The organism is Aquihabitans sp. G128, assembly GCF_019048865.1.
Lineage (GTDB): Bacteria > Actinomycetota > Acidimicrobiia > Acidimicrobiales > Iamiaceae > Aquihabitans.
Window position 1 is genome coordinate 272,485 of sequence record NZ_CP077604.1, and the last position, 22,124, is coordinate 294,608.

16 protein-coding genes and 1 pseudogene are annotated in these 22,124 nt (G+C 73.1%); 11 read left to right on the forward strand and 6 right to left on the reverse strand.

Features of this window, described 5'->3' with window-relative positions:
* Positions 1-2 precede the first annotated feature (2 nt).
* The 7 genes and pseudogenes from KSP35_RS01275 to ppc all read left to right on the forward strand — a co-directional run bounded on the left by KSP35_RS01275 (position 3) and on the right by ppc (position 8,939).
* Positions 3-2,231, forward strand: coding sequence for a SpoIIE family protein phosphatase (locus KSP35_RS01275; RefSeq protein ID WP_216998443.1), 2,229 nt, complete (start codon positions 3-5; stop codon positions 2,229-2,231).
* 29 nt (positions 2,232-2,260) lie between these two features.
* Positions 2,261-3,052 carry a 3'(2'),5'-bisphosphate nucleotidase CysQ gene (locus tag KSP35_RS01280; RefSeq protein WP_216998444.1) on the forward strand — a complete coding sequence of 264 codons (792 nt, stop codon included), beginning with the start codon at positions 2,261-2,263 and terminating at the stop codon, positions 3,050-3,052.
* Between the two features lie 92 nt (positions 3,053-3,144).
* Positions 3,145-4,057, forward strand: a pseudogene (gene cysD, locus KSP35_RS01285) (sulfate adenylyltransferase subunit CysD).
* Positions 4,057-4,200, forward strand: coding sequence for a hypothetical protein (locus KSP35_RS01290; protein WP_216998445.1), 144 nt, complete (start codon positions 4,057-4,059; stop codon positions 4,198-4,200). Before cysD ends, KSP35_RS01290 begins: the two are co-directional and overlap by 1 nt.
* Positions 4,197-5,462, forward strand: a complete 1,266-nt coding sequence (cysN, locus tag KSP35_RS01295) for a sulfate adenylyltransferase subunit CysN (protein WP_216998446.1) — start codon at positions 4,197-4,199, stop codon at positions 5,460-5,462. The genes KSP35_RS01290 and cysN overlap by 4 nt, the downstream gene beginning before the upstream one ends.
* A gap of 2 nt (positions 5,463-5,464) precedes the next feature.
* On the forward strand, positions 5,465-6,037 hold the full coding sequence (cysC, locus tag KSP35_RS01300) for an adenylyl-sulfate kinase (protein WP_254126925.1): 573 nt from the start codon (positions 5,465-5,467) through the stop codon (positions 6,035-6,037).
* Positions 6,038-6,191: 154 nt separating this feature from the next.
* Positions 6,192-8,939, forward strand: a complete 2,748-nt coding sequence (ppc, locus tag KSP35_RS01305) for a phosphoenolpyruvate carboxylase (protein WP_371749012.1) — start codon at positions 6,192-6,194, stop codon at positions 8,937-8,939.
* 85 nt (positions 8,940-9,024) lie between these two features.
* Here ppc and KSP35_RS01310 read toward each other — a convergent pair whose 3' ends face one another.
* The gene (locus KSP35_RS01310; RefSeq protein ID WP_216998448.1) at positions 9,025-10,101 is read right to left on the reverse strand and encodes an MMPL family transporter; all 1,077 of its coding nucleotides are present in this window, start codon (positions 10,099-10,101) and stop codon (positions 9,025-9,027) included.
* A gap of 266 nt (positions 10,102-10,367) precedes the next feature.
* Entirely contained in the window at positions 10,368-11,594 is a 1,227-nt protein-coding gene (locus KSP35_RS01315) for an MMPL family transporter (protein ID WP_216998449.1), read from the reverse strand.
* Positions 11,595-11,759: 165 nt separating this feature from the next.
* Between KSP35_RS01315 and KSP35_RS01320 the strand changes: the two genes are divergently transcribed.
* Complete coding sequence (locus KSP35_RS01320; RefSeq protein ID WP_216998450.1) at positions 11,760-13,766, forward strand: DUF5054 domain-containing protein; 2,007 nt, start codon at positions 11,760-11,762, stop codon at positions 13,764-13,766.
* A gap of 46 nt (positions 13,767-13,812) precedes the next feature.
* Here KSP35_RS01320 and leuS read toward each other — a convergent pair whose 3' ends face one another.
* Positions 13,813-16,728, reverse strand: coding sequence for a leucine--tRNA ligase (leuS, locus tag KSP35_RS01325; protein ID WP_216998451.1), 2,916 nt, complete (start codon positions 16,726-16,728; stop codon positions 13,813-13,815).
* Positions 16,729-16,843: 115 nt separating this feature from the next.
* On the opposite strand from leuS, the gene KSP35_RS01330 reads away from it, so the two are divergent.
* The 3 genes from KSP35_RS01330 to KSP35_RS01340 all read left to right on the forward strand — a co-directional run bounded on the left by KSP35_RS01330 (position 16,844) and on the right by KSP35_RS01340 (position 19,791).
* The gene (locus KSP35_RS01330) at positions 16,844-18,502 is read left to right on the forward strand and encodes a fatty acyl-AMP ligase (protein WP_216998452.1); all 1,659 of its coding nucleotides are present in this window, start codon (positions 16,844-16,846) and stop codon (positions 18,500-18,502) included.
* Between the two features lie 141 nt (positions 18,503-18,643).
* Positions 18,644-19,018, forward strand: coding sequence for a hypothetical protein (locus tag KSP35_RS01335; protein ID WP_216998453.1), 375 nt, complete (start codon positions 18,644-18,646; stop codon positions 19,016-19,018).
* Positions 19,015-19,791, forward strand: coding sequence for a sigma-70 family RNA polymerase sigma factor (locus KSP35_RS01340; RefSeq protein ID WP_216998454.1), 777 nt, complete (start codon positions 19,015-19,017; stop codon positions 19,789-19,791). Before KSP35_RS01335 ends, KSP35_RS01340 begins: the two co-directional genes overlap by 4 nt.
* Before the next feature lie 25 nt (positions 19,792-19,816).
* Here the strand turns inward: KSP35_RS01340 and KSP35_RS01345 are convergent, their stop codons facing one another.
* The 3 genes from KSP35_RS01345 to KSP35_RS01355 form a co-directional block, all read right to left on the reverse strand.
* Positions 19,817-21,259 (reverse strand): hypothetical protein, encoded by a 1,443-nt coding sequence (locus KSP35_RS01345; RefSeq protein ID WP_216998455.1) that lies wholly within the window; start codon positions 21,257-21,259, stop codon positions 19,817-19,819.
* On the reverse strand, positions 21,256-21,639 hold the full coding sequence (locus KSP35_RS01350; RefSeq protein WP_216998456.1) for a hypothetical protein: 384 nt from the start codon (positions 21,637-21,639) through the stop codon (positions 21,256-21,258). Before KSP35_RS01350 ends, KSP35_RS01345 begins: the two co-directional genes overlap by 4 nt.
* A gap of 61 nt (positions 21,640-21,700) precedes the next feature.
* Entirely contained in the window at positions 21,701-22,033 is a 333-nt protein-coding gene (locus KSP35_RS01355; RefSeq protein WP_216998457.1) for an STAS domain-containing protein, read from the reverse strand.
* Positions 22,034-22,124: the final 91 nt, after the last annotated feature.

The window sequence follows — 22,124 nt, forward strand, 5'->3', positions numbered from 1 at the left end:
TCATGTCCCCCAACCGCAGCACCGGAGAGTGGAGCCTCGCCGTACGCCAGCAGGCCGCGGTGGCGCGCCTGGGCCAGCTCGGGCTGCGGGGCGGCGACCTCCAGGACCTGCTCGAGGCGGCGCTGCTCTCGATCGCCGAGGAGCTGGGCGCGCGCAACGTGGCCCTCCTCGAGCTCCTGCCCAGCTGGCGCGAGCTGGCCGGGCGGGCGGCGGTGCACGACGGTGCCGTGGTCGACGTGCGCCTCGTCGACCGGGTGCGGATCCCCGCCGGGCGGGAGTCGATGGCCGGTTTCACCGTGATGCAGGGCGTCGCCGTGGTCAGCGGCGACATCGAGGCCGACGAGCGCTTCCAGGTGCGGGCGCCGGACTACGGCATCCCGGCACGCGCCGCGGTCACCGCGCCGGTCGGCTGGGGCGAGCGTCCCTGGGGCGTGGTCGTCGTCTACAGCGACGTGGTGCGGGCGTGGACCGACGACGACGTCCACTTCGTCCAGTCGATGGCCAACACGGTGGGCCTCGCCGTCGCCCGCCAGCGGGTGGAGCACGAGCTGCGCGACAGCTCGGCCCGGCTGGAGCTGTCCCTCGGGGCCGGCGGCTTCGGCGCCTGGACCTGGGACGTCCGCACCGACTCCGTGGAGCTGTCGCCCTCGGCGCTGGCCATCTACGGCCTGGTCGGCGAGGCCTTCGACGGGGACGGCGACGCCTTCCTCGAGCTGATCCACCCCGACGACCGCGCGGCGCTGCGGGGCGAGACCTACGAGGCGCTCCAGACCTCGGGCGAGCAGCACAACGTGTACCGCACCGTGCGGCCCGACGGCGAGGTCCGCTGGGTCGAGTCCTGGGGCCGGGTCCTGCGCGGGAACGACCAGCCCTACCGGCTGGTGGGCGTCATCGCCGACATCACCGACCGCCAGCGGGCAGAGGAGTCGCGCGAGGCCCTGCTCGTCGCCGAGCAGCACGCCCGGGAGCGCCTCACGCTGCTCGCGGAGGCGACCGCTCGCTTCAGCGGAAGCCTCGATCCGGACGTGATCGTGGCCACCCTGCCGGAGTTCTGCGTGCCGCGGCTGGCCGACGTCTGCATGGTCGACCTGTTCGACGAGGTCGAGCAGCTGCGGGAGGTGGCGGCCGACGCCGTCGACCCGGAGCGGCTGGCCGACGTGCGGGCGCTGCGCCGGAAGCGGGCCGAGCTGGGTGGCGTCGGCGGGGTGTGGAGCGAGCGGCGCGTGGCCGGCCGGGCCGAGAGCGTCTTCGAGCCGGTCATGACCGACGAGCAGTTCCAGGCGGCGGCGTCCGACGAGGACCACCTCGCCCTCTTCCGCCGCTTCCACGCCCGGTCCTCGATGGTGGTCCCCCTGGTGGCCCGGGATCGCGTGATCGGCGTGCTGACCCTGATCATCACCGAGCCGGGACGGCAGTACGAGCCCGACCACCTCACCCTGGTCGAGGAGCTGGCCGGCCGGGCCGCGCTGGCGCTCGACAACGGTCGCCTCTTCGCCTCTCGGAACCGGGTCGCCCGCTCGCTGCAGGCCGCGCTGCTGCCGCCGGCCCTGCCCCGCATCGATGGGCTGGGCCTCGCCGCCCGCTACCGGGTGGCCGAGGCCGACATCGAGATCGGCGGCGACTTCTACGACGTGATCGAGGTCGGTGGCGGGGCCTGGGGCGTGGTCGTCGGCGACGTGTGCGGTCGTGGCCCCGACGCCGCCGCCCTCACCGGCCTGATGCGGCACTCGGTCCGCACCGCCGTGGTGCGCGAGGCCGCCCCCAGCCGCGTCCTGGCCCAGACCAACGACGCCGTGCTCGACCAGATCGACGACGCCCGGTTCTGCACCGCCGCCTACCTGCGGCTCGAGCCCGAGGGGCCGGGCCGGCCCGTGCGGGTGGTGGCCTCCAGCGCCGGGCACCCGCGCCCGGTGGTGCTGCGGGCCGATGGCCGCGCCGAGCTGGTCGACTGCTCGGGCCTGCTGCTGGGCGTGGTCCCGTCGCCGTCGCTCGTCGACGTCGAGGTCACCCTCGAGCCCGGGGACTCCGTGGTGCTCTACACCGACGGCGTGACCGAGGCCCGGCGGGGCAAGGAGCTCTTCGGTGAGAAGCGCCTGCTCGCCGCCATCCGCTCCCTGGCCGGCCAGGACGCCGAGGGCATCGCCGCCGGCCTCGACGACGCGGTCAGCGACTACCAGGACGACGCCAACGACGACATCGCCATCGTGGTCGTGCAGGCCCAGCGCGCCTGAGCCCGCGCCGCCCTGCCAGGATCACGGCCATGGCTGCCCCCGATCCCCGAGACGACCACGCGCTGGCGCGCACCCTCGCCGAAGAGGCCGGCCGGCTGCTGCTCGAACTGCGCCAGCGCCTGGTGGCCGACGGGGCCACCGGCGACGAGCTGAAGGCCGAGGGGGATCGCCAGGCCCACGAGCTGCTGATGGGCCGCCTGGCCGACGAGCGCCCCGGCGACGCCGTCCTCTCCGAGGAGGGCGCCGGCAGCGAGGGGCCGAAGGGCACGACCCGGCTCACCGCCGAGCGGGTGTGGATCGTCGACCCGCTCGACGGCACCCGGGAGTACGGCGAGCCGCCGCGGGCCGACTGGGCGGTGCACGTCGCCCTGGTGGTGGCCGGCGAGCCCGTCGCCGGGGCGGTGGCCCTGCCGGCCCAGAACCGCGTGCTCTGCACCTCGCCCCCGGCGCCGACCCCGGCCTCGCCGGCGGTGCGCCCCCGCATCATCGTCAGCCGGACCCGGCCGCCGGCGGTGGCCACCCACCTGGCCGAGGCGCTCGGCGGCGTGCTGGTGCCCATGGGCTCGGCCGGGGCCAAGGCCGCCGCGGTGGTGCTGGGCGCCGCCGACGTCTACCCGCACTCGGGCGGCCAGTACGAGTGGGACTCGTGCGCGCCCGTGGCCGTCGCCCGCGCGGCAGGGGTGTGGGCCAGCCGCCTCGACGGGAGCCCGCTCGCCTACAACAACGCCGACCCCTACCTGCCGGATCTGCTCGTCTGCCACCCGCTGCTCACCGACCAGGTGCGAGCCGCGCTGGCCACCTTCGACCCCGACGGGGCCTGACCCTCCGGCACCCGGAGCCGACCCGGGCGGGGCCGGCCGGATTGTTGAGCGGACTGGTCAAGAATGGGCCGCCCCGGTCTACGCTGTCGGCGATGCGCACCACCTACGAGCTCTCCCACCTGCGGGCGCTGGAGGCGGAGTCGATCCACATCATCCGCGAGGTCGCCGCCGAGTTCGAGCGCCCGGTGCTGCTCTTCAGCGGCGGCAAGGACTCGATCGTCATGCTGCGCTTGGCCGAGAAGGCGTTCTGGCCGGCCAAGATCCCGTTCCCCGTGATGCACATCGACACCGGCCACAACTTCGCCGAGGTCCTCGAAGTTCCGCGACCGCCGGGTGGGCGAGCTGGGCGTGCGGCTGGTCATCGCCTCGGTGCAGGCCAGCATCGACCAGGGCCGGGTGGCCGAGGAGACCGGCCCCAAGGCCAGCCGCAACCGCTTGCAGACCACCACGCTGCTCGACGCCATCGAGGAGCACCGCTTCGACGCCGCCTTCGGCGGGGCCCGGCGGGACGAGGAGAAGGCCCGGGCCAAGGAGCGGGTGTACAGCTTCCGCGACGACTTCGGCCAGTGGGACCCGAAGAACCAGCGCCCCGAGCTGTGGAGCCTCTACAACGGCCGCCACAAGCCGGGCGAGCACATCCGGGTGTTCCCCCTCAGCAACTGGACCGAGCTCGACATCTGGCAGTACATCGGCGACGAGGGCATCGACATCCCGAGCATCTACTACGCCCACCCCCGCCAGGTGTTCCGCCGCGACGGCATGATCCTCGCCGTCACCGAGCACCTCGCGCCCGGCCCGAACGACGAGGTCGAGACCCTCCAGGTCCGCTACCGCACCGTCGGCGACGCCACCATCACCGGCGCCGTCGAGAGCAGCGCCGCCACCGTCGAGGCCGTCATCGACGAGGTCGCCGCCACCCGGGTGACGGAGCGAGGCGCGACGCGAGCCGACGACCGCGTGACGGAGGCAGCCATGGAAGACCGGAAGAAGGAGGGCTACTTCTGATGCTCACCCCGCTCGGCGCCGTCGTCCTGCTCGTCGCCCTCGCCTTCACGCTCCTCGTGTTCGGCCTCCTCGGGCTCATCGTGCTGCGGTCCGGCTGCGAGCGCTGCACCGATCGTCGGGTCAACGGAGGAGCGTCCTCGTGACGGAGCTGCTGAGGTTCGCCACCGCGGGTTCGGTCGACGACGGGAAGTCGACGCTGATCGGGCGGCTGCTGTACGACTCGAAGGCCATCTTCGAGGACCAGCTCGAAGCGGTGGAGCGCTCGAGCGAGGCCATGGGCGCCGAGTACGTCAACCTGGCACTGCTCACCGACGGCCTGCGGGCCGAGCGCGAGCAGGGCATCACCATCGACGTCGCCTACCGGTACTTCGCCACGCCCAGGCGGAAGTTCATCATCGCCGACACCCCCGGGCACATCCAGTACACGCGGAACATGGTCACCGGCGCCTCCACCGCAGATCTCGCCCTCGTGCTGGTCGACGCCCGCAAGGGGCTGGTGGAGCAGTCCCGGCGCCACGCCTTCCTGGCCTCGCTGCTGCGCATCCCGCACCTGGTGCTGTGCATCAACAAGATGGACCTCGTCGATTGGTCCCAGGACCGCTTCGAGGAGATCAAGGCCGAGTTCCGGGCCTTCGCCACCAAGCTCGACATCCCCGACCTCGCCTTCGTGCCGGTCTCGGCGCTGATGGGCGACAACGTGGTCACCCGCTCCGACAACACGCCCTGGTACGAGGGGGCGTCGCTGCTGCACCACCTGGAGCAGGTGCACATCGCCTCGGACCGCAACCTCATCGACGTGCGCTTCCCGGTCCAGTACGTGATCCGCCCGCACTCCGACGAGTTCCACGACTACCGGGGCTACGCCGGCACGGTGGCGGGCGGCGTGATGAAGCCGGGCGACGAGGTCGTGGTGCTGCCGTCGGGCTTCACCTCCACCATCGCCGCCATCGAGACCATGGACGGGCAGCTGGCCGAGGTCACCACCGACCAGTCGGTCACCGTGCGGCTCACCGACGAGATCGACGTCAGCCGCGGCGACATGATCTGCCGGCCGGGCAACCAGCCCCACGTCGGCCAGGACGTCGACGCCATGATCTGCTGGATGGACGAGACCCGCTCGCTCGGCGTGCGGGACAAGCTGGTCATCAAGCACACCACCCGCACCGCCAAGGCGCTGGTGAAGAACGTGCAGTACCGGCTCGACATCAACACCCTCCACCGCGACGAGGCGGCTGGTGCGCTGGCGCTGAACGAGATCGGGCGGGTGCAGTTCCGCACCACCCAGCCGCTCTTCTTCGACGAGTACCGCCGCAACCGCACCACCGGCTCGTTCATCCTCATCGACGAGGCGGCCAACACCACGGTGGGCGCCGGCATGATCCTCGGCCCCACCGCCCCGGCCTGAGCGTGAGCACCAACGTCACCTGGCACGACGGCGAGGTCGGCCACGGCGATCGGCCCACCCGGGGCGCCACGGTCTGGCTGACCGGCCTGTCGGGCTCGGGGAAGTCCACCGTGGCCGTCGTCCTCGAGCAGCTGCTCGTGGGCCTGGGCCGGCCCGCCTACCGCCTCGACGGCGACAACCTTCGCCTCGGCCTCAACGCCGACCTCGGCTTCTCCGCCGACGACCGGGCCGAGAACGTGCGCCGGGCCGGCGAGGTCGCCCGGTTGATGGCCGACGCCGGCGTGGTGGCCATCGTCCCGCTCATCAGCCCCTACCGCGCCGGGCGGGACCACGCCCGGCAGATCCACCTCGCCGCCGGCCTGCCGTTCCTGGAGGTCTTCGTGGACACGCCGCTGTCGGTGTGCGAGGCCCGCGACCCCAAGGGCCTCTACGCCAAGGCGCGCGCCGGCGAGATCACCGGCTTCACGGGGATCGACGACCCCTACGAGGCGCCCGTGCGTCCCGAGCTCACCCTCACCCCGGCCGACGGCGATCCCGTCGCCCAGGCCACCCAGGTGCTGGCCCGCCTCGGCTGAGCGGGTGTGAACCGCGGGTGAACCCGGGGCCGGAGCCCTCGTGATCGGCCCGGGCCGGTGGTAGTGGTGGGGCGTGGCCAGCGACGACGGTGGAGCGGACGGACCCCCGGAGGCGGCCACTGCGGGCGGCCACCGGCGGGGCGAGGGCGGCGACCTGTTCGCCGAGGGGGAGGACGACCAGGCGCTGCGGGCCGACATCCGCCGGCTCGGCGAGCTGCTCGGTCGCTCGCTGGTGCGCCAGGTGGGCCCCGGCCTGCTGGAGCGGGTGGAGGCGGTGCGGACCCTCACCCGATCCGACCCGGCCGCCGCCGCCGACCTGCTGCGCGACGTCGACCCGGTGGAGGCCGGCCACCTGGTGCGGGCCTTCAACGCCTTCTTCCACCTGGCCAACGTGGCCGAGCAGGTCCACCGGGGCCGGGCCCTGCGCACGCTGCGGTCGGCCGACGGCGGCTCGCTGGCCACGACCGCCCGCCTGATCGAGGAGCGCCGGGCGACGGCCTCGGTCGACCTCGACGGGCTGGCCGCCGCCCTGGCCGTGCGCCCGGTCTTCACCGCCCACCCGACCGAGGCGGCGCGCCGCTCCCTGCTGACCAAGCTGCGGGCCGTGGCCGAGCTGCTCGACGCCGAGGCCGCCGAGCTGGCCACCACCGGCGGCCCCCGCACCCGGGCCGAGACCGATCGCAAGCTGGCCGGCACCATCGACCTGATCTGGCTCACCGACGAGCTGCGCCGCTCGCGGCCCGATCCGCTCGACGAGGCCCGCAACGCCATCTTCCACCTGGTCGACCTGCAGTCGGGCGGCCTCGTGGAGGTCCTGGACGACCTGGCGCGGACCCTGGGCGAGCTGGGTGCCGAGGTGGGCGTGGCCGATCGCCCGCTCACGTTCGGCAGCTGGATCGGCGGCGACCGCGACGGGAACCCGAACGTGCTGCCGGCGCTGACCATGGACGTGCTGCTGCTGCAGCACGACCACGGCATCGCCGCCGCCGAGGGGATCGTCGACCGCCTCATCGAGGAGCTGGGGGTGTCCTCGGCCGTGGCGGGGGCGTCGGCCGAGCTCGAGGCGTCGCTGGCGTCCCACCTCGCCGCCCTGCCCGAGGTGCCGGAGCGCTACCGGCGGCTCAACGCCGAGGAGCCCTACCGGCTGGAGCTGAGCTGCATCCGGGCCAAGCTGGCCCGCACCCGCACCCGGCTCGCTCGAGGCAGCGCCCACCAGCCCGGGCTCGACTACCTCGGGTCCCGCGAGCTGGTGGACGACCTCGACCGCTTGCGCCGGTCCCTCGCCGAGCACGGCGGCGACCTGGTGGCCGACCTGGTGGCCCGCTCGGTGCGCACGGTCGCCGCCACCGGGCTGCACCTGGCGACCCTCGACGTCCGGGAGCACGCCGACGCGCACCACGCCGCCCTGGCCGCCCTGTACGGCGCGGTGGGGGAGCCGTTCCGCCCCTACGGCGAGCTGACCCGCGGCGAGCGCACCGCGCTGCTGGCGCGCGAGCTCACCGGCCACCGGCCGCTCACCGGGCCCACCACCTCGCTGGTGGGCGACGACGCCCGCACCTTCGGCGTGTTCACCACCATCCGCGAGGCCCTCGACCGGTTCGGTCCCGAGGTGGTGGAGAGCTACATCACCTCGATGACCCGGGGCGTCGACGACGTGCTGGCCACCGTGGTGCTCGCTCGCGAGGCCGGGTTGGTCGACGTGCACCGCGGCGTGGCCCGCATCGGGTTCGTCCCCCTCCTGGAGCAGGGTCGCGAGCTCGAGGCGGCGGGCGAGATCCTCGACCAGCTGCTCCAGGTGCCGGAGTACCGCTCGATCGTGGCGGCCCGGGGCGGGGTCCAGGAGGTGATGCTGGGCTACTCGGACTCCAACAAGGACGCCGGCATCGCCACCAGCCAGTGGGAGATCCACCAGGCCCAGCGGGCCCTGCGCGACGTGGCGGCCCGCCACGGCGTGCGGCTGCGCTTGTTCCACGGCCGGGGCGGCACGGTGGGCCGCGGCGGCGGCCCCACCCACGACGCCATCCTGGCGCAGCCCTGGGCCACCCTCGACGGCGCCATCAAGGTCACCGAGCAGGGCGAGGTCATCAGCGACAAGTACCTGCTGCCGACCCTGGCCCGGGAGAACCTGGAGCTGACGGTGGCCGCGGTGGTGCAGGCCACGGCGCTGCACCGCCAGCCCCGCCTGCCCGCCGACGCCCTGGCCCGCTGGGACGCCGCCATGGACGTGGTCAGCGACGCGTCGCGCACCGCCTACCGCTCGCTGGTCGACGACCCCGAGCTGCCGGCCTACTTCCTGGCCACCACGCCCACCGAGCTGCTGGCGTCGCTGAACATCGGGTCGCGGCCGGCGCGCCGACCCGACGCCGGCGCCGGCCTCGACGGGCTGCGGGCCATCCCGTGGGTGTTCGGCTGGACCCAGTCCCGCCAGATCGTGCCCGGCTGGTTCGGGGTGGGCTCGGGGCTGGCAGCCGCCCGCGAGGCCGGGCTGGGCGACCTGCTCGACGAGATGCTCGAGCGGTGGTTCTGGTTCCGCACCTTCGTCTCGAACGTGGAGATGACCCTGGCCAAGACCGACCTCTCGATCAGCCGCCGCTACGTCGAGCGCCTCGTCGACGAGCGGGGCCACCGCCTGCTCGACGTGATCACCGAGGAGCACGACCGCTCGGTGGCCGAGGTGCTCCGCCTGACGGGCGAGGCCCGCCTGCTCGACGGCCAGCCGCTGCTCCAACGCACCCTGGCCGTGCGCGACCGCTACCTGCTCCCGCTGCACCAGCTCCAGGTGGAGCTGCTCGCCCGCCACCGCTGGGCCCAGGGCGCCGGCGACGAGATCGACCCCGCCCTGCCCCGGTCCCTCCTGCTCACCGTGAACGGCATCGCCGCCGGCCTCCGCAACACCGGCTGAGCGGCGGCCGGGCGCGACGCCGCCCGGTCCATGGGGACCGGGCGGCCTCGGGTGCTCGATCTTCCGGACGGAGGGCCGGCCGAGGTCAGGCGCCGGCGAGGTCCGGGGTGGGGGTGGCCTCGTCGGTGGTCTTGTCGCCGAGCTTGGCCGGGTCGACCAGGCCACGGGTGACCCAGCCCTTCTCCTCGGCCCAGACCATGATCGGCGGCAGGATGACCAGCGCCGAGACCAGCGCCACCAGCACGTTCATGGCCACGATGGTGCCGAAGTCCCGCAGGAGCGGCAGCGAGGAGGTGGCGATGACCGCCACGCCGACGATGGCCGTCATGCCCGAGACGATGAAGGCCCGACCGGTGCGCGCGGCGGTGATGTCGGCCGCCGCCTGGGGCGCCAGCCCTCGTTCTCGTTCCTCGATGAACCGCAGGAGGATCAGCGAGGTGAACTCGGTGCAGACCGCGATCACCAGCGGACCGCCCACCGCGGTCATGGGGCTGAGCTTCAGGCTGAAGGCGTAGGCCACCAGCGACGACGCGCCGACCGCGATGAGCACCGGCACCAGCGAGAGCAGCGATCGCACGATGCTCTTGAGCCGCACGGTGAGGAAGGCGAACACCAGGAAGATCGACAGGTAGGTCAGCTGCACCCGGTTGGACTCGAGGTTCTGCAGCAGGCCGACGCCGACCACGGCGAGGCCCGACGGCGTGGCGTTGATGCCCGACGGCGGCAGGTTGCCCTCGCTGCCCTTCTCGGCGATCTTCTCCCGCATGTCGTCGATCATCACGGCCCGGCTCTCGAGGTCGCCGGGCTTGGTGATGAACAGGATGTTGAACGCCGGCGACCGGTCCGACACCGTGAACGCCTTCACCGACTCCGGTGCCGCGTCGTAGGACGCCTTCACCAGCTTGCCGGTGGGGACGTAGTTGGTGGCGCCGGGCAGGTCGACGAGGTCGGCCAGCGGCGTGAGGATGCTCGAGGACACCAGCAGCTTGTCGTCGTAGCGGCGCATGGAGTCGTTGGTGAAGCCCTCCATCCAGTCCATGGTCTTGTCGGTGAAGAGCTCGTCCTGCTTGTCGGCCGTGACGTAGATGCCGAGCTCCGACGACGCGCCGGTCTCCCGCTCGAGGGTGGCGACGTCCTTGCGGTTCTGCGAGTGCTGGTTCACCCACTGGACCGGGTCGGTCTGCAGGGTGAGCTTGCCCTCGGTGACGATCCCCCCCGATGAAGATGATCAGGCTGGCGCCGATGAGCACCGGGGCGATCTTGGCCGGCAGCGAGCCGAGCTTGACCACCAGGGTGCCGAGGGCGCCCTCGCGGAAGTCCCGGCCCTGGGTGGGCGACTTGAACTCCCGGATGCCGAGGATGGCCAGGGGCAGGATGATCGAGCAGAAGCAGATGACGGCGATGCCGATGCAGAGCAGCAGGGCGAAGTCACGGATCATCGGGACCTTGGCGAAGCGCAGGGCGGCGAAGGCGAAGAGGGCGTCGAACGTGACCACCAGCAGGGCGGGGCCCAGGTTCCGGGCGGTCTCCTGGATGGGGTGCTCGGCACGGTCGATGATCACCTCCTCCTCGATGCGCGTGCATCTGGATCGCGTAGTCGATGCCGACGCCGAGCATCACCGGGAGGCCGGCGATGGTGACGATGGTGAGCGGTATCCCGATCCAACCGGCCAGGCCGAACGCCCAGATCACGCCGATCAGCACCACGCCGAGCGGCAGCAGGCGCCACCGGACCTTGAAGAAGAGCAGGAGGATCACGATCATGATCGCCACCGCGAGGGCGCCGAGCTTGAGGATGCCGCCGCGGAGGTAGTCGTTGATGTCCTTGAGCAGCACCGGGGCACCGGTGACCAGCGTGGTGCCGCCCTTGATGTCCCGGTCGGCCCAGGCCGCCTTCACGATGTCGGCGCCCTTGCCCTCGGCCACGACGTCGGCGTTGCCCTTGAGGCGCACGATCATCTGGGCGTGGGTGTCGTCGAAGAACGACGACAGCAGGGGCTTGCGGATCTTGCCCCGGTTGTCGCGCAGCAGGACGTCGACCCACTCGGGGTTGTCGAGGCTGCGCTTCGACTCCGGCGAGTTGAGGAAGGGCGTGATGCGCTCGGTGGTCTCAGCCAGGTCCGCCTTGCGGACCTTCTCGCCCTCGGAGCCCGGCTTCTCCGCGGCGATGGCGGCGTTGATGGTGCTGGAGGCGATGGAGCCCAGGGCGGTGGCCACCTCGAGCTTCGGGTTGCGGTTCGGGTCCTTGGGATCGACCGGCCCCGGTGCGTCCGGCGTGCGCGAGAGGAGGTTGGCGCTGAAGTCGAGGGTGTCGAGCGGGGTGAGCACCGCCTCGATCTCGTTCGTGTGGCTCAGGATCTCCTTCTTGGCCGCCTCGATGGCCTTCTGGTTCTCGGCGCTCGCCAGCTCGTCGACCTTGTGGCCGTCGTCCATGGTGAACAGGACCAGCATGATCTGGCCGCCGAACAGCTTCTGGTACGAGACGTTGTCCTTGGCCACCTGGTCGCCCTTGTTCAGGTAGCTGTCCTGGCCGGTGGCGAACTTCAGCTGGCTGATGCCGAGGCCGAGGACGAGGGTGATGACGAGGCCGACGACCGACACGGCGCCGGCTCGCTTGCCGAGCTGCACGGCCAGGTTTGACCAGAACTTCTTCACAGGTGGTGCTCCGTCGGGGTCCAGGCGGGAGGGGACGGACGACCTTACCCCCTGGTCACTTGGGTGCGTCGAACGGCACACGATCGGCCAGGGGTCACCGTCGGGTGACGGGAAGGCGTCAGGCGCGTCGAACGCTCCGACGCCCAGCGGGCGTACCTTCAGGTCGTGACCGAGCCCGTCGCCGTCGTCCACGTGGTGGCCAAGACCCACCTCGACCTGGGCTTCACCGCCCTGGCGGCCGAGGTCGCCCAGCAGTACGTCGACGACTTCTTCCCCCGTGCGGTGGCCGTCGGGCGGCAGCTGCGGGGTCGGGGCGGGCCCGAGCAGCTGGTGTGGACCACGGGGTCCTGGATCCTCGAGCACGCCCTGGCCACCGGCACCCCGGAGCAGCGGGCCGCGGTGGCCGCCGCGGTGGCCGACGGGCTCCTGGCCTGGCACGCCTTGCCCGTCACCACCCACACCGAGCTGATGGACGTCGACCTCGTCCGCACCGGGCTGGGCATCTCGGCGGAGCTCGACGCCCGGTTCGGCCGCACCACCACCGCCGCCAAGATGACCGACGTCCCGGGCCACACCCGCGGCCTGGTGCCGCTGCTCGCCGAAGCAGGGGTGACCTTCCTGCACCTCGGCGTGAACCCGGCCTGGCCGGTGCCCGAGGTGCCCCCGACGTTCCGCTGGCGCTCGCCCGACGGCGCCGAGGTCGTGGTGGCCTACCAGCGGGGCGGCTACGGCGGCGAGGTCGTGGTCCCCGGCTGCGCCCACGTGCTGGCCTTCCTGCACACCGGCGACAACCTGGGCCCCCCGTCGGCCGACGACGTGGTGGCGGCCCACGCCGAGCTGGGATCGCGGTTCCCCGGCGCCGAGGTGCGGGCCTCCACCCTCGACGCCTTCGCCCGGGCCCTGGCGGCCAGCGGGGCGGTGGCCGCCCTCCCCGTGGTCACCGCCGAGATCGGCGATCCCTGGCTCTTCGGCGCCGGCAGCGACCCCCAGAAGCTGGCCGCCTACCGCTGGCTGCTCCGCCATCGCCGCCGCCTGCCGGCCGCGGTGCCGACCGCCGATCGGGTCGCCGTCGATCGCGAGCTGCTGCTCGTGGCCGAGCACACGTGGGGCCTGGACCAGAAGGCGGCGCTGCCGGACACCGAGCGGTGGGACCGCGCCGGCCTGGCCGAGCTGCGGGCCACCCCCGAGGGCCGCCGGTTCGAGGCCTCGTGGGCCGAGCAGCGCGCCTACGTCGACGGCGCGGCCATTGCTCAGGTGGTCGAGGGGTCCGCGCCGCCGCTCGTCGATGGTCGCCACCGCATGGGAGCGGGTTGGGAGGCGGTCGCGCCCGGGGAGGCGATCACCACCGCTGCCTGGTCCCTGGCCGTCGACGGCACCGGATCGTTGGCCCACCTGGTGGAGGTGGCCACCGGTCGCGTGATCGCCGGCGTCGACCACCCGCTCGGCCGGGTCTCGTACCAATCGTTCGATGAGGGCGACTACGAGCGGTTCTACGCCGGCCTCGAACCCACCCCGGAGGACGACTGGTGGGCCCGGTGGGACAACACCAAGCCCGGCATCGACGCCGCCGGCGCCACCTCGGCCACCTGGCACCCCGAGCTGGTCGGCGCCTGGCACCACGACCACCTGGGCGAGGGCTCGCGCGGCCTGGTGGCCTGCTGCACCTTCGCCGGCGTGGCGACCGAGCGGCTGGGCGCCCCGCCGGAGCTCTGGACCGAGTGGCTCTGGAACGATGGGCCCGCGCTCGCAGGCGGCGCGGTGCTGCACGCTCGGCTGTGGTGGACGGCGAAGCCGGCCAACCGGCTGCCGGAGGCGCTGTGGTGGTCGTTCTCGCCCCTGGTGGCCGAGCCGGAGCGGTGGACCGTGGACAAGCTGGGCCAGTGGGTCTCGCCGCTCGACGTGGTGCGGCACGGCGGCCGGTCCCTGCACGCGGTCGGCGACGGTGGCCTCCGCTACGACGGCCGTGGCGGGCCGCTCCGGCTCGCCACCGACGACGCACCGCTGGTGGCACCCGGCCGTCCGAACCTGCTCGACGCCGACCCGCCGCTGCCGGACCTGGCCGGCGGCTTCCACGTCCTGCTGCTCGACAACTGCTGGGGCACCAACTTCCCCATGTGGAACGAGGGCCCGGCGTGCTTCCGGGCCCAGCTCTCCACTGCGCCCCCCGCCTGAGCGCCGTCGCCGCCAGGGCGGTTGCGGTCAGGCCGGTGCCGCCGGGCTAGGCGACCACGAAGTTCACGAGCTTGCCGGGGACGGCGACGACCTTGCGGACCGTGGCGCCGTCGAGCAGGGCGGCGACCTTCCCATCGGCGCGGGCTGCGGCCTCGATGGCGTCGCGGTCGGCGTCGGCGGGCACGGTGATGCGGCTGCGCACCTTGCCGTTGACCTGGACCGGCAGCTCGACGGTGTCGTCGACCAGCCAGGCCGCTTCGGCCACGGGGAAGTCCTCGTAGGCCAGCGACGCCGGGTGGCCCAGGCGGGACCAGAGCTCCTCGGCGACGTGCGGGGCCAGCGGGGCCAGCAGCAGGGCCAGGGGCTCGGCGACCGCCCGAGGCACGCCGCCGTCGGGGTAGGCGGCGGTCAGGTGGTTGGCCAGCTCGGTGATCCGAGCGATGGAGGTGTTGAAGCGCAGCGTCTCCATGCCGTCGCGCACCGCCGCGGTGGCGCGGTGCAGGCGGCGCCGGTCGTCGTCGGTTGGCTCGCCGGCGCCGACGCGCAGCTCGCCGCTCTGCTCGTCGACGAACAGGCGCCAGATGCGCTGCAGCTGGCGGTACATGCCGACCACCGCGGTGGTGTCCCACGGACGGCTCTGGTCCAGCGGGCCGGTGAACATCTCGTAGAGGCGCAGGGTGTCGGCGCCGTAGCGCTCGCACATCTCGTCCGGCGTCACCGCGTTCTGCAGCGACTTGCCCATCTTCCCGTACTCGCGCGTGACCTCGGCGCCCTGGAAGCGGTAGGTGCCGTCCTGCTCGACGACCTCGCTGGCCTCGACGTAGAAGCCCCGGTCGTCCTTGTAGGCGAAGGCCTGCACCATGCCCTGGTTGAACAGCCGGCGGAACGGCTCCGACGACGACACGTGGCCCAGGTCGAACAGCACCTTGTGCCAGAAGCGGGCGTAGAGCAGGTGCAGCACGGCGTGCTCGACGCCGCCGACGTACAGGTCGACGCCGCCGCAGTCGTCGGCGGAGGTGGGCCCCATCCAGTAGGCCTCGTTGGCGGGGTCGACGAACGCCTCGCGGTTGGTGGGGTCGAGGTAGCGCAGCTCGTACCAACAGGACCCCGCCCAGTTGGGCATGGTGTTGACCTCGCGCCGGTACGGCTGGGGTCCGTCGCCGCGGCCGAGGTCCAGCGTGGCGGTGGTCCACTCGGTCACCCGGCCCAGCGGCGGCTCCGGCTCGGAGTCCTCGCGGTCGGAGGTCTTGGGCGAGAAGTCCTCCATGGGCGGCAGCTCGAGGGGCAGCAGGTCGTCGGGCAGGGCCTGTGGTTCGCCGTCCGCGCCGAACACGATCGGGAACGGCTCGCCCCAGTAGCGCTGGCGGCTGAACAGCCAGTCGCGCAGCTTGTACTGGACCTTGCCCTCGCCGGCGCCCTGCTGCTCCAGCCAGGCGGTGATGGTGGCCTTGGCCTCGGCCAGGGCCAGGCCGTCGAGGCTGACCTCGGCGTTGGCCGACGCAGTGGCCGCGCCGCTGCCGCCGAACGCCTCGGGCCAGGTGCCGGCGGGCGCGTCGGCGGCCAGGTCGTGCTCGGCCAGCCACGCCGGGTCCGGCGCCACCACCGCGGTGACGGGAAGGTCGAAGGCCCGGGCGAACTCGAAGTCGCGCTGGTCGTGGGCGGGCACGGCCATGATCGCCCCGGTGCCGTAGCCCATCAGCACGTAGTCGGCCACGAAGACCGGCACCGACGATCCGTCGACCGGGTTGGTGGCGTGGCTGCCGGTGAACACGCCGGTCTTGTCCTTGCCCTCGGTCTGGCGGTCCAGCTCCGAGCGGCGGCTGGCGGCCTGCGCGTAGGCGGCGACGGCCTCGCCCGGGGTGCGGGCGCCACCGGTCCACGATGCCGGGGTGCCCTCGGGCCAGGCGTCCGCGGTCAGCGCGCCCACCAGGGGGTGCTCGGGGGCGACCACCACGTAGGTGGCGCCGAACAGGGTGTCGGGCCGGGTGGTGAAGACCTCGATCGGCCCGGCCGGCGAGCCGAAGCGGACCTGGGCGCCGGTGGAGCGGCCGATCCAGTTCCGCTGCTGGGACTTGATGGCGTCGGACCAGTCGAGCCCGTCCAGGTCCTGGATCAGCCGGTCGGCGTAGGCGGTGATGCGCAGCATCCACTGCTTCATGGGCCGGCGGTAGACCGGGAAGTTGCCCCGCTCGGAGCGCCCGTCGGCGGTGACCTCCTCGTTGGCCAGCACGGTGCCCAGGCCCGGGCACCAGTTGACCGGCACCTCGGCCAGGTAGGCCAGGCGGTGGCCGTTCAGCACGGCCCGGCGGCCGCTGGCGTCCAGGTCGGCCCACGGCGTGCCGTTGGGGTTGGTGCCCGCTGCGGGCTGGCGGGTGCCGGCGTCGAGCTCGGCCTCCAGCTCGGCGATGGGGCGGGCCCGGTCGGCGTCGACGTCGTACCAGGACCCGAAGATCTGCAGGAAGATCCACTGCGTCCACCGGTAGAAGTCGACGTCGGTGGTGGAAACCGAGCGGCGGGGGTCGTGGCCCAGGCCCAGCCGCCGCAGCTGCCGGCGCATGTTGGCGACGTTGGCCTCGGTGGTGACCCGGGGGTGGGTGTTCGTCTTCAGGGCGAACTGCTCCGCCGGCAGGCCGAACGCGTCGTAGCCCATGGTGTGCACGACGTTGTGGCCGGTCATGCGGAGGTAGCGGGCGTAGACGTCGGTGCCGATGAAGCCCAGGGGGTGGCCCACGTGCAGGCCCACGCCGGACGGGTACGGGAACATGTCGAGCACGTAGTGCTTGGGCCGGTCGGCCATGGCTTCGAAGCCCGTCGACAGCTCGCCCACCGGGTTGGGGGCGTGGAAGGTGCCCTCGGCGTCCCACCGGTCCTGCCAGCGGGCCTCCACCACCTGGGCGAGCGCGGCGTCGTAGCGGTGCACGGGCAGGTCGGACGCCGCGTCGTTGGAGGTCGGATCGGCCATGGCTGGCACGGTACTGCGCCGTCCGGATGGCCCTGAAGGCGAAACGGAGCGCCGTCGGGCGGCGGTCAGGTGACGAAGACGTAACGACCCGCAGGTCACCGGGGTCGAAGCCTCGGTGACCCTCGCCACCCCCGTGCTGCCGCTGACCATCCCCGAGCGCCTCGCCCTCGCCGATCGCCGGGACGGCCTGGTCACCTTCATCGACGGCGACGACGCGCAGCCGGTGCGCTGGTCCGAGCTGCTGCAGGACGCCCGGGGCACCGCCGCCGACCTGGCGGCGCGAGGCGTCGGCCCCGGGTCCCACGTCGCCCTCCTCGGCCCGACCACCCGGGACCTGGTCACCACCATCGCCGCCAGCTGGCTGGCGGGCGCCACGGTCGTGGTGCTGCCGCTCCCCATGCGCATGTCGTCGATCGAGGAGTTCGTCGAGCAGACCCGGCGCCGCATCCTCGGCGCCGACACCGCCCTCCTGGTGGTCGACCCCGAGCTGGCCCCGTTCCTCGAGGCGCAGCCCGGTGACCCGCTGACGCTCGGCTACGACGACCTCCGCGGCGACCCGGCGGCCTACGTGGCCCCGGCCCCGGACCCGGAGGCGCTGGCCATCCTGCAGTTCACCAGCGGGTCCACGTCCGACCCCAAGGGCGTCATGCTCCCGCACCGCACGGTGCTGGCCAACGTCGACGCCATCGCCGAGGCCCTCGTCCTGGACCCCGAGGTCGACGTGGCCGTGTCGTGGCTGCCGCTCTACCACGACATGGGCCTGGTGGGGATCCTCACCTCGGCCATGGTGCGCGGCGTCGACCTGGTGCTCGCCGGTCCGCAGACGTTCATGGCCAGCCCGGCCCGCTGGGTCGGCTGGCTGTCCACCTACGGCGGCACCATCACCGCCGGGCCGAACTTCTCGTGGGTCCTGGCCGCCCGGGCCCTCAAGCGGCTCGACGGCCTCGACCTCTCGCCCCTGCGGGTGGCGCTCAACGGCGCCGAGCCCGTCGACCCGGCCACCGTCGCCAACCTGGTCGAGGCCGGCGCCCGCCACGGGCTGCGCGCCGGTGCGGTGTTCCCGGCCTTCGGCATGGCCGAGGTGGCCATCGCCGGGACCTTCCCGGCGCCCATGTCCGGCCTGCGGGTCGACGCGGTCGACCAGCGGGTGCTGGAGACCGAGCGCTACGCCGCACCGGTCGACCAGGGCGCCGACGGGTCGAAGGCGTTCGCCCGCTTGGGCACCGCGGTGCCCGGGCTGGAGATCCGGGTGGTCGACCCCGACTCCGGCGCCGTGCGCCAGGACCGCGAGGTCGGCGAGCTGCAGATCCGGGGCACCTCGGTGATGACCGGCTACTACCGCCGCCCCGACGCCACCGCGGCGGCCTTCGACGGCGACTGGTTCCGCACCGGTGACCTCGCGTACCTCATCGACGGCGAGCTGGTCCTCTGCGGGCGCATCAAGGACGTGATCATCGTGGCCGGGCGCAACGTCTTCCCCGAGGACGTCGAGCGCAGCGTCGCCGAGGTCGAAGGGGTCCGGGCCGGCAACGTCATCGCCTTCGGCGTCGAGGGTCGGCGCCGCGAGGGCGTGGTGGTGGTGGCCGAGGCCCGCTCCGACGACCTGGCCGCCGTGCGGGGCTTCGTCCACGCCTGCGTGCGCGACGTCACCGGCCTCGCCGCCGACGACGTCGTCCTCGTGCTCCCGGGCACCCTGCCCAAGACCAGCAGCGGCAAGGTGCAGCGCTCGCTGTGCCGGGACCGCTACCTGGGCGAGGAGCTCCAGCCCGCCTGAGCCGCCGGCACGGGGTCCCGTAGCCCGGCACCGTTCTGGCGCCACCGGGGTGGGGGAAGGGGGTGGACCCGCAGGTCGGGGGACGTGGCTAGCGTCCTCCGCCGAGCGAGCTGCTCCCCAGCCGACCACCCGAGGACCACGATGCCCACCCACGCCGAGCTCCGGATCCCCACCGATCCCCGCCTCCTGCGCGTCGCCCGGGTCACCGCGGCCGCGGTGGCGGCCGAGCTGCCCTACACCGTGCAGGACATCGAGGACCTCCGCGTGGCGGTCGACGAGCTGGCCGCTGCGGCCATCGACGGCTGCGGGCCCGACGGCTCCCTCGAGCTGCGCTTCGAGGTCAGCGACGACGAGCTGGTCGTCTCGGGGCGGGTGCCCGGCGCCGGTGCCCCCACCGAGCTGCACCCGGTCGCCGTCGACCTGCTCGGCCTCGTGGCCAACGGCCACTCGCTCGGCGTCGACGGCGACGACCGGGTGTTCTCGTTCACCAAGCGCTCGGGCGCGACCGCCCCGTGACCGGAGAGTCCTCCGAGCTGCTCGACCTGTTCCGCCGCTACCGCGAGACGGGCGACCGCCGGGTCCGCAACGACATCGTGGAGCGCCACCGGCACCTCGCCGACCGCTACGCCCGCCGCTACCGCGCCCGCGGCATCCCGGTCGAGGACCTGCGCCAGACCGCTCTGCTGGCCATGGTGCGCGCCGTCGACCGCTTCGACCCCGACCAGGGCGTCACGTTCGCCACGTTCGCCAGCCGCACCATGGACGGCGAGCTCAAGCGGGCCCTGCGCGACAAGGCGTGGGCCGTCCGCCCGCCGCGCGCCGCCCAGGAGCGCCACCTCGCCCTGCGCAAGCGCGAAGAGGAGCTCACCCACTCGCTGGGCCGGGCGCCCACCGTGACGGAGCTGGCCAAGGCGCTCGACGTCACCATCGACGAGGTCCTCGAGGCCATCGAGGCGGGTGGCGCCCGCACGGCCGGCGGCATCACCCGCACCAACGACGACGGCGCCGTGGTGGAGGCCGACGACCTGCTCTCGGTGGGCGAGACCGGCTACGGCCGCGTCGACGACCGCATGCTCGTGGCCGAGCTGCTGGAGCAGCTCGGCGAGCGCGAGCGCGAGGTGATCCGCCTGCGGTTCTTCGAGCGCCTCGGCCAGGAGGAGATCGCCCAGCGGGTGGGCGTCAGCCAGAGCTACCTGTCTCGCTTGCTGCGGCGGATCCTGCTCGACCTGCGCGAGAAGGTGGGCGAGCTGCCCGAGGGCTTCCTCGACCCCACCCTCAGCGACGACTGAACCTCGGCTCGACCGTCCCGTCCGCTCAGTGGGCGGGGGAGAGGTCCTTGGGCTTCACCGTGCCGTTGCCGACCGGGTAGTACGGGTCGCCGTCGCTCAAGGTGTCGAGGGTGCTGCTCGACACCGACTCCGACGCCTCGAGACCCCGCAGGATCCGCTTCTCGGACACGCTGAGCAGGCCGTCCTCCAGGAAGTGGGCCTTGATGAGCTTGATCTTGCCGGCGGTGATCCCGTCAACGGCGGCGAGGGCCACCTCCTGGGTGCAGTTGCCGCTGTCGGCGTTCACGCCGCAGGCGTCGATCACGTCGACCGCGGTGCCCACGAGCACCACGCCGCCGGCCACCCGCACGATGGTCCCGGGGATCTGGCCACCGGGGACCAACATGGCGCCGGTGCCCACCCAGACGGCGACGTCGGCGGCGTCGTCGACGGCACCCTTGAACTTGTCCCAGCCGGTCATCTGGTAGATCGGCGTGGGCCCGTGGAGCCCGGAGTGGGTGAGCGCCAGCAGCATCGCCTCGTCGAACCGGCTGGAGCTGCCGTCCTCGTAGTCGTCGAGCAGGCGGTCGTAGTAGTCGGCGCTGAAGAAGCCACGCTCGCCCTTCTGGTCGAGCTGGTCCATCAGCGTCTCCGCGGAGTACTCCCGGTACTGGCGCTGGCGGGCGAGCGTCTTCTGCGCCCACTCGTCGGGGTCCATGCCGTCGGGGGCGGGCGGGACCACGCCGAGCACCACGTCCTGGTCGAGCCAGTTCCCGAGCACCTCGGCGGCGTCGTCGTCGAGGGCGTGCTGGATGCCGGCAAGCATCGCCGGGTCCCAGTCGGTCATGCCGAAGCCGTTCAGCCCGCCGTCGTCGCCGATGGACATCTTGGAGGTCTCGAACTCGTCGGCGACGTCGGTGATGCTCTGGCCGCGGCGGATGAGGTAGTCGATGAGCAGCGGGTTCTTCAGGTCGCCCGGGTCGATGAGGCCCTCGTCGAGCAGGCTGGAGAGCTGGTCGCGGATGGTGTCGGGGTCGGCGGCCTGGCCCCGCTGGGTGGCCAGCTCGCTCATGATGTCGGGGAGGTCCCCCACCTCGACCCGGTAGGCCGGGTTGCCCGCCTTGGCCTGGAGGAACATGGCGAGCAGACCGGGATCGATCCCGTCGATGGCGTTCAGCTGGTCGTCACCGTTGGCGTCGAGCTGGTGCAGCGCGGCGGCGAACCCGCGAGCGGCGTTGCACGTGTCCTGCAGCCCCTGGAACGCGGCGCCGATCTCGAAGAGGCGGTTGGGCGGCAGCTCGTAGCTGGGGTCGATGGGCTGGTCGGCCAGCGCCATCAGCGCGGCGTTGTAGCGGGCGATCTCCTGGCTGGCGCCGTGGGCCGACGCCCGCACGTCCTGGGTGAACGCCACCAGGGCGTGGGGGTCGGCGGCGATCAGCGTGGGCCCCGGATCGGTGGGGCTGCCCCCGTCACCGGCCGGTCGGGTCACGACGCCGCCTTCGCGGCCTGGTCCTGGCGGGCCTGCCACGTCGCCAGCTCGGTCGCCCACTCGTCCTTGCGGTCCTGCGCCTTGTAGATCTGGGACCGGAGCAGGGCAAGGTCGGCCGCCAGGCGCGACGAGGGCCCGCGGCCGACGTCGAACAGGTGGTCCCGGGCCTCGGCGTACTGGATGCGCAGCGCCTCGCGGAACTGCCCCGAGAAGGCCGGGGTGAACAGGGCCTCGGCGTAGGCGTCCTGCTGGATCGACACCGTGCCCAGCGCGTCGAGGAGCGCCTCCATGGCCGCCACCGCCGCGTGGGCCTCGGCGAACGGGAAGACCGGCGGGACCGGACGGGGATCGCTCGGGATCGGCTCGGGGACGGGTGGCACGGTGGTGAAGGTACCCACCGCAGCGCCGTCGGAGGATGGGGCACGGTGCCCAACCCTCGGGCTACTCGACGCTGATGAGCTCGCCCAGGCCGGTGATGTCGAGCAGGCGCTGGGTGTTGGCCGATGGGCCACGGAGGGCCAGCTCGCCGCCGCGGTCGGCCAGGGACTGGCGGGCCGTCACGAAGACCCGGAGGCCGGAGGAGTCGAGGAACGTGAGACCCGTGAGGTCGAGGACCACCCGGTCGACCGTCCCGTCGCCGAGCAGGCCGTCGATGGCCTCCTCGAGCTGCGGGGCGGTGGCGGGGTCCAGCTCACCGACCAGGGTGATGGTCGAGGTCGCTCCGGGGGCCACGTCGAGGTCGAGCAGCGCGGTTCGAGGGGCGTCATCAGGCACGAGAGGATCGTAGACGGCCGTCGGCCGCCCCCGACCCAGCCGACGCCCGATCACCCGTTGAGGTGACCTCTGGCGTGCGGGTCGAGGAAGT

Coding starts and splice junctions, on each gene's coding strand:
- KSP35_RS01275 (WP_216998443.1), top strand. CDS start 3: ATGTCCCCCAACCGCAGCACCGGAGAGTGGAGCCTCGCCGTACGCCAG.
- KSP35_RS01280 (WP_216998444.1), top strand. CDS start 2,261: ATGGCTGCCCCCGATCCCCGAGACGACCACGCGCTGGCGCGCACCCTC.
- KSP35_RS01290 (WP_216998445.1), top strand. CDS start 4,057: ATGCTCACCCCGCTCGGCGCCGTCGTCCTGCTCGTCGCCCTCGCCTTC.
- leuS (WP_216998451.1), bottom strand. CDS start 16,728: ATGGCCGATCCGACCTCCAACGACGCGGCGTCCGACCTGCCCGTGCAC.
- KSP35_RS01335 (WP_216998453.1), top strand. CDS start 18,644: ATGCCCACCCACGCCGAGCTCCGGATCCCCACCGATCCCCGCCTCCTG.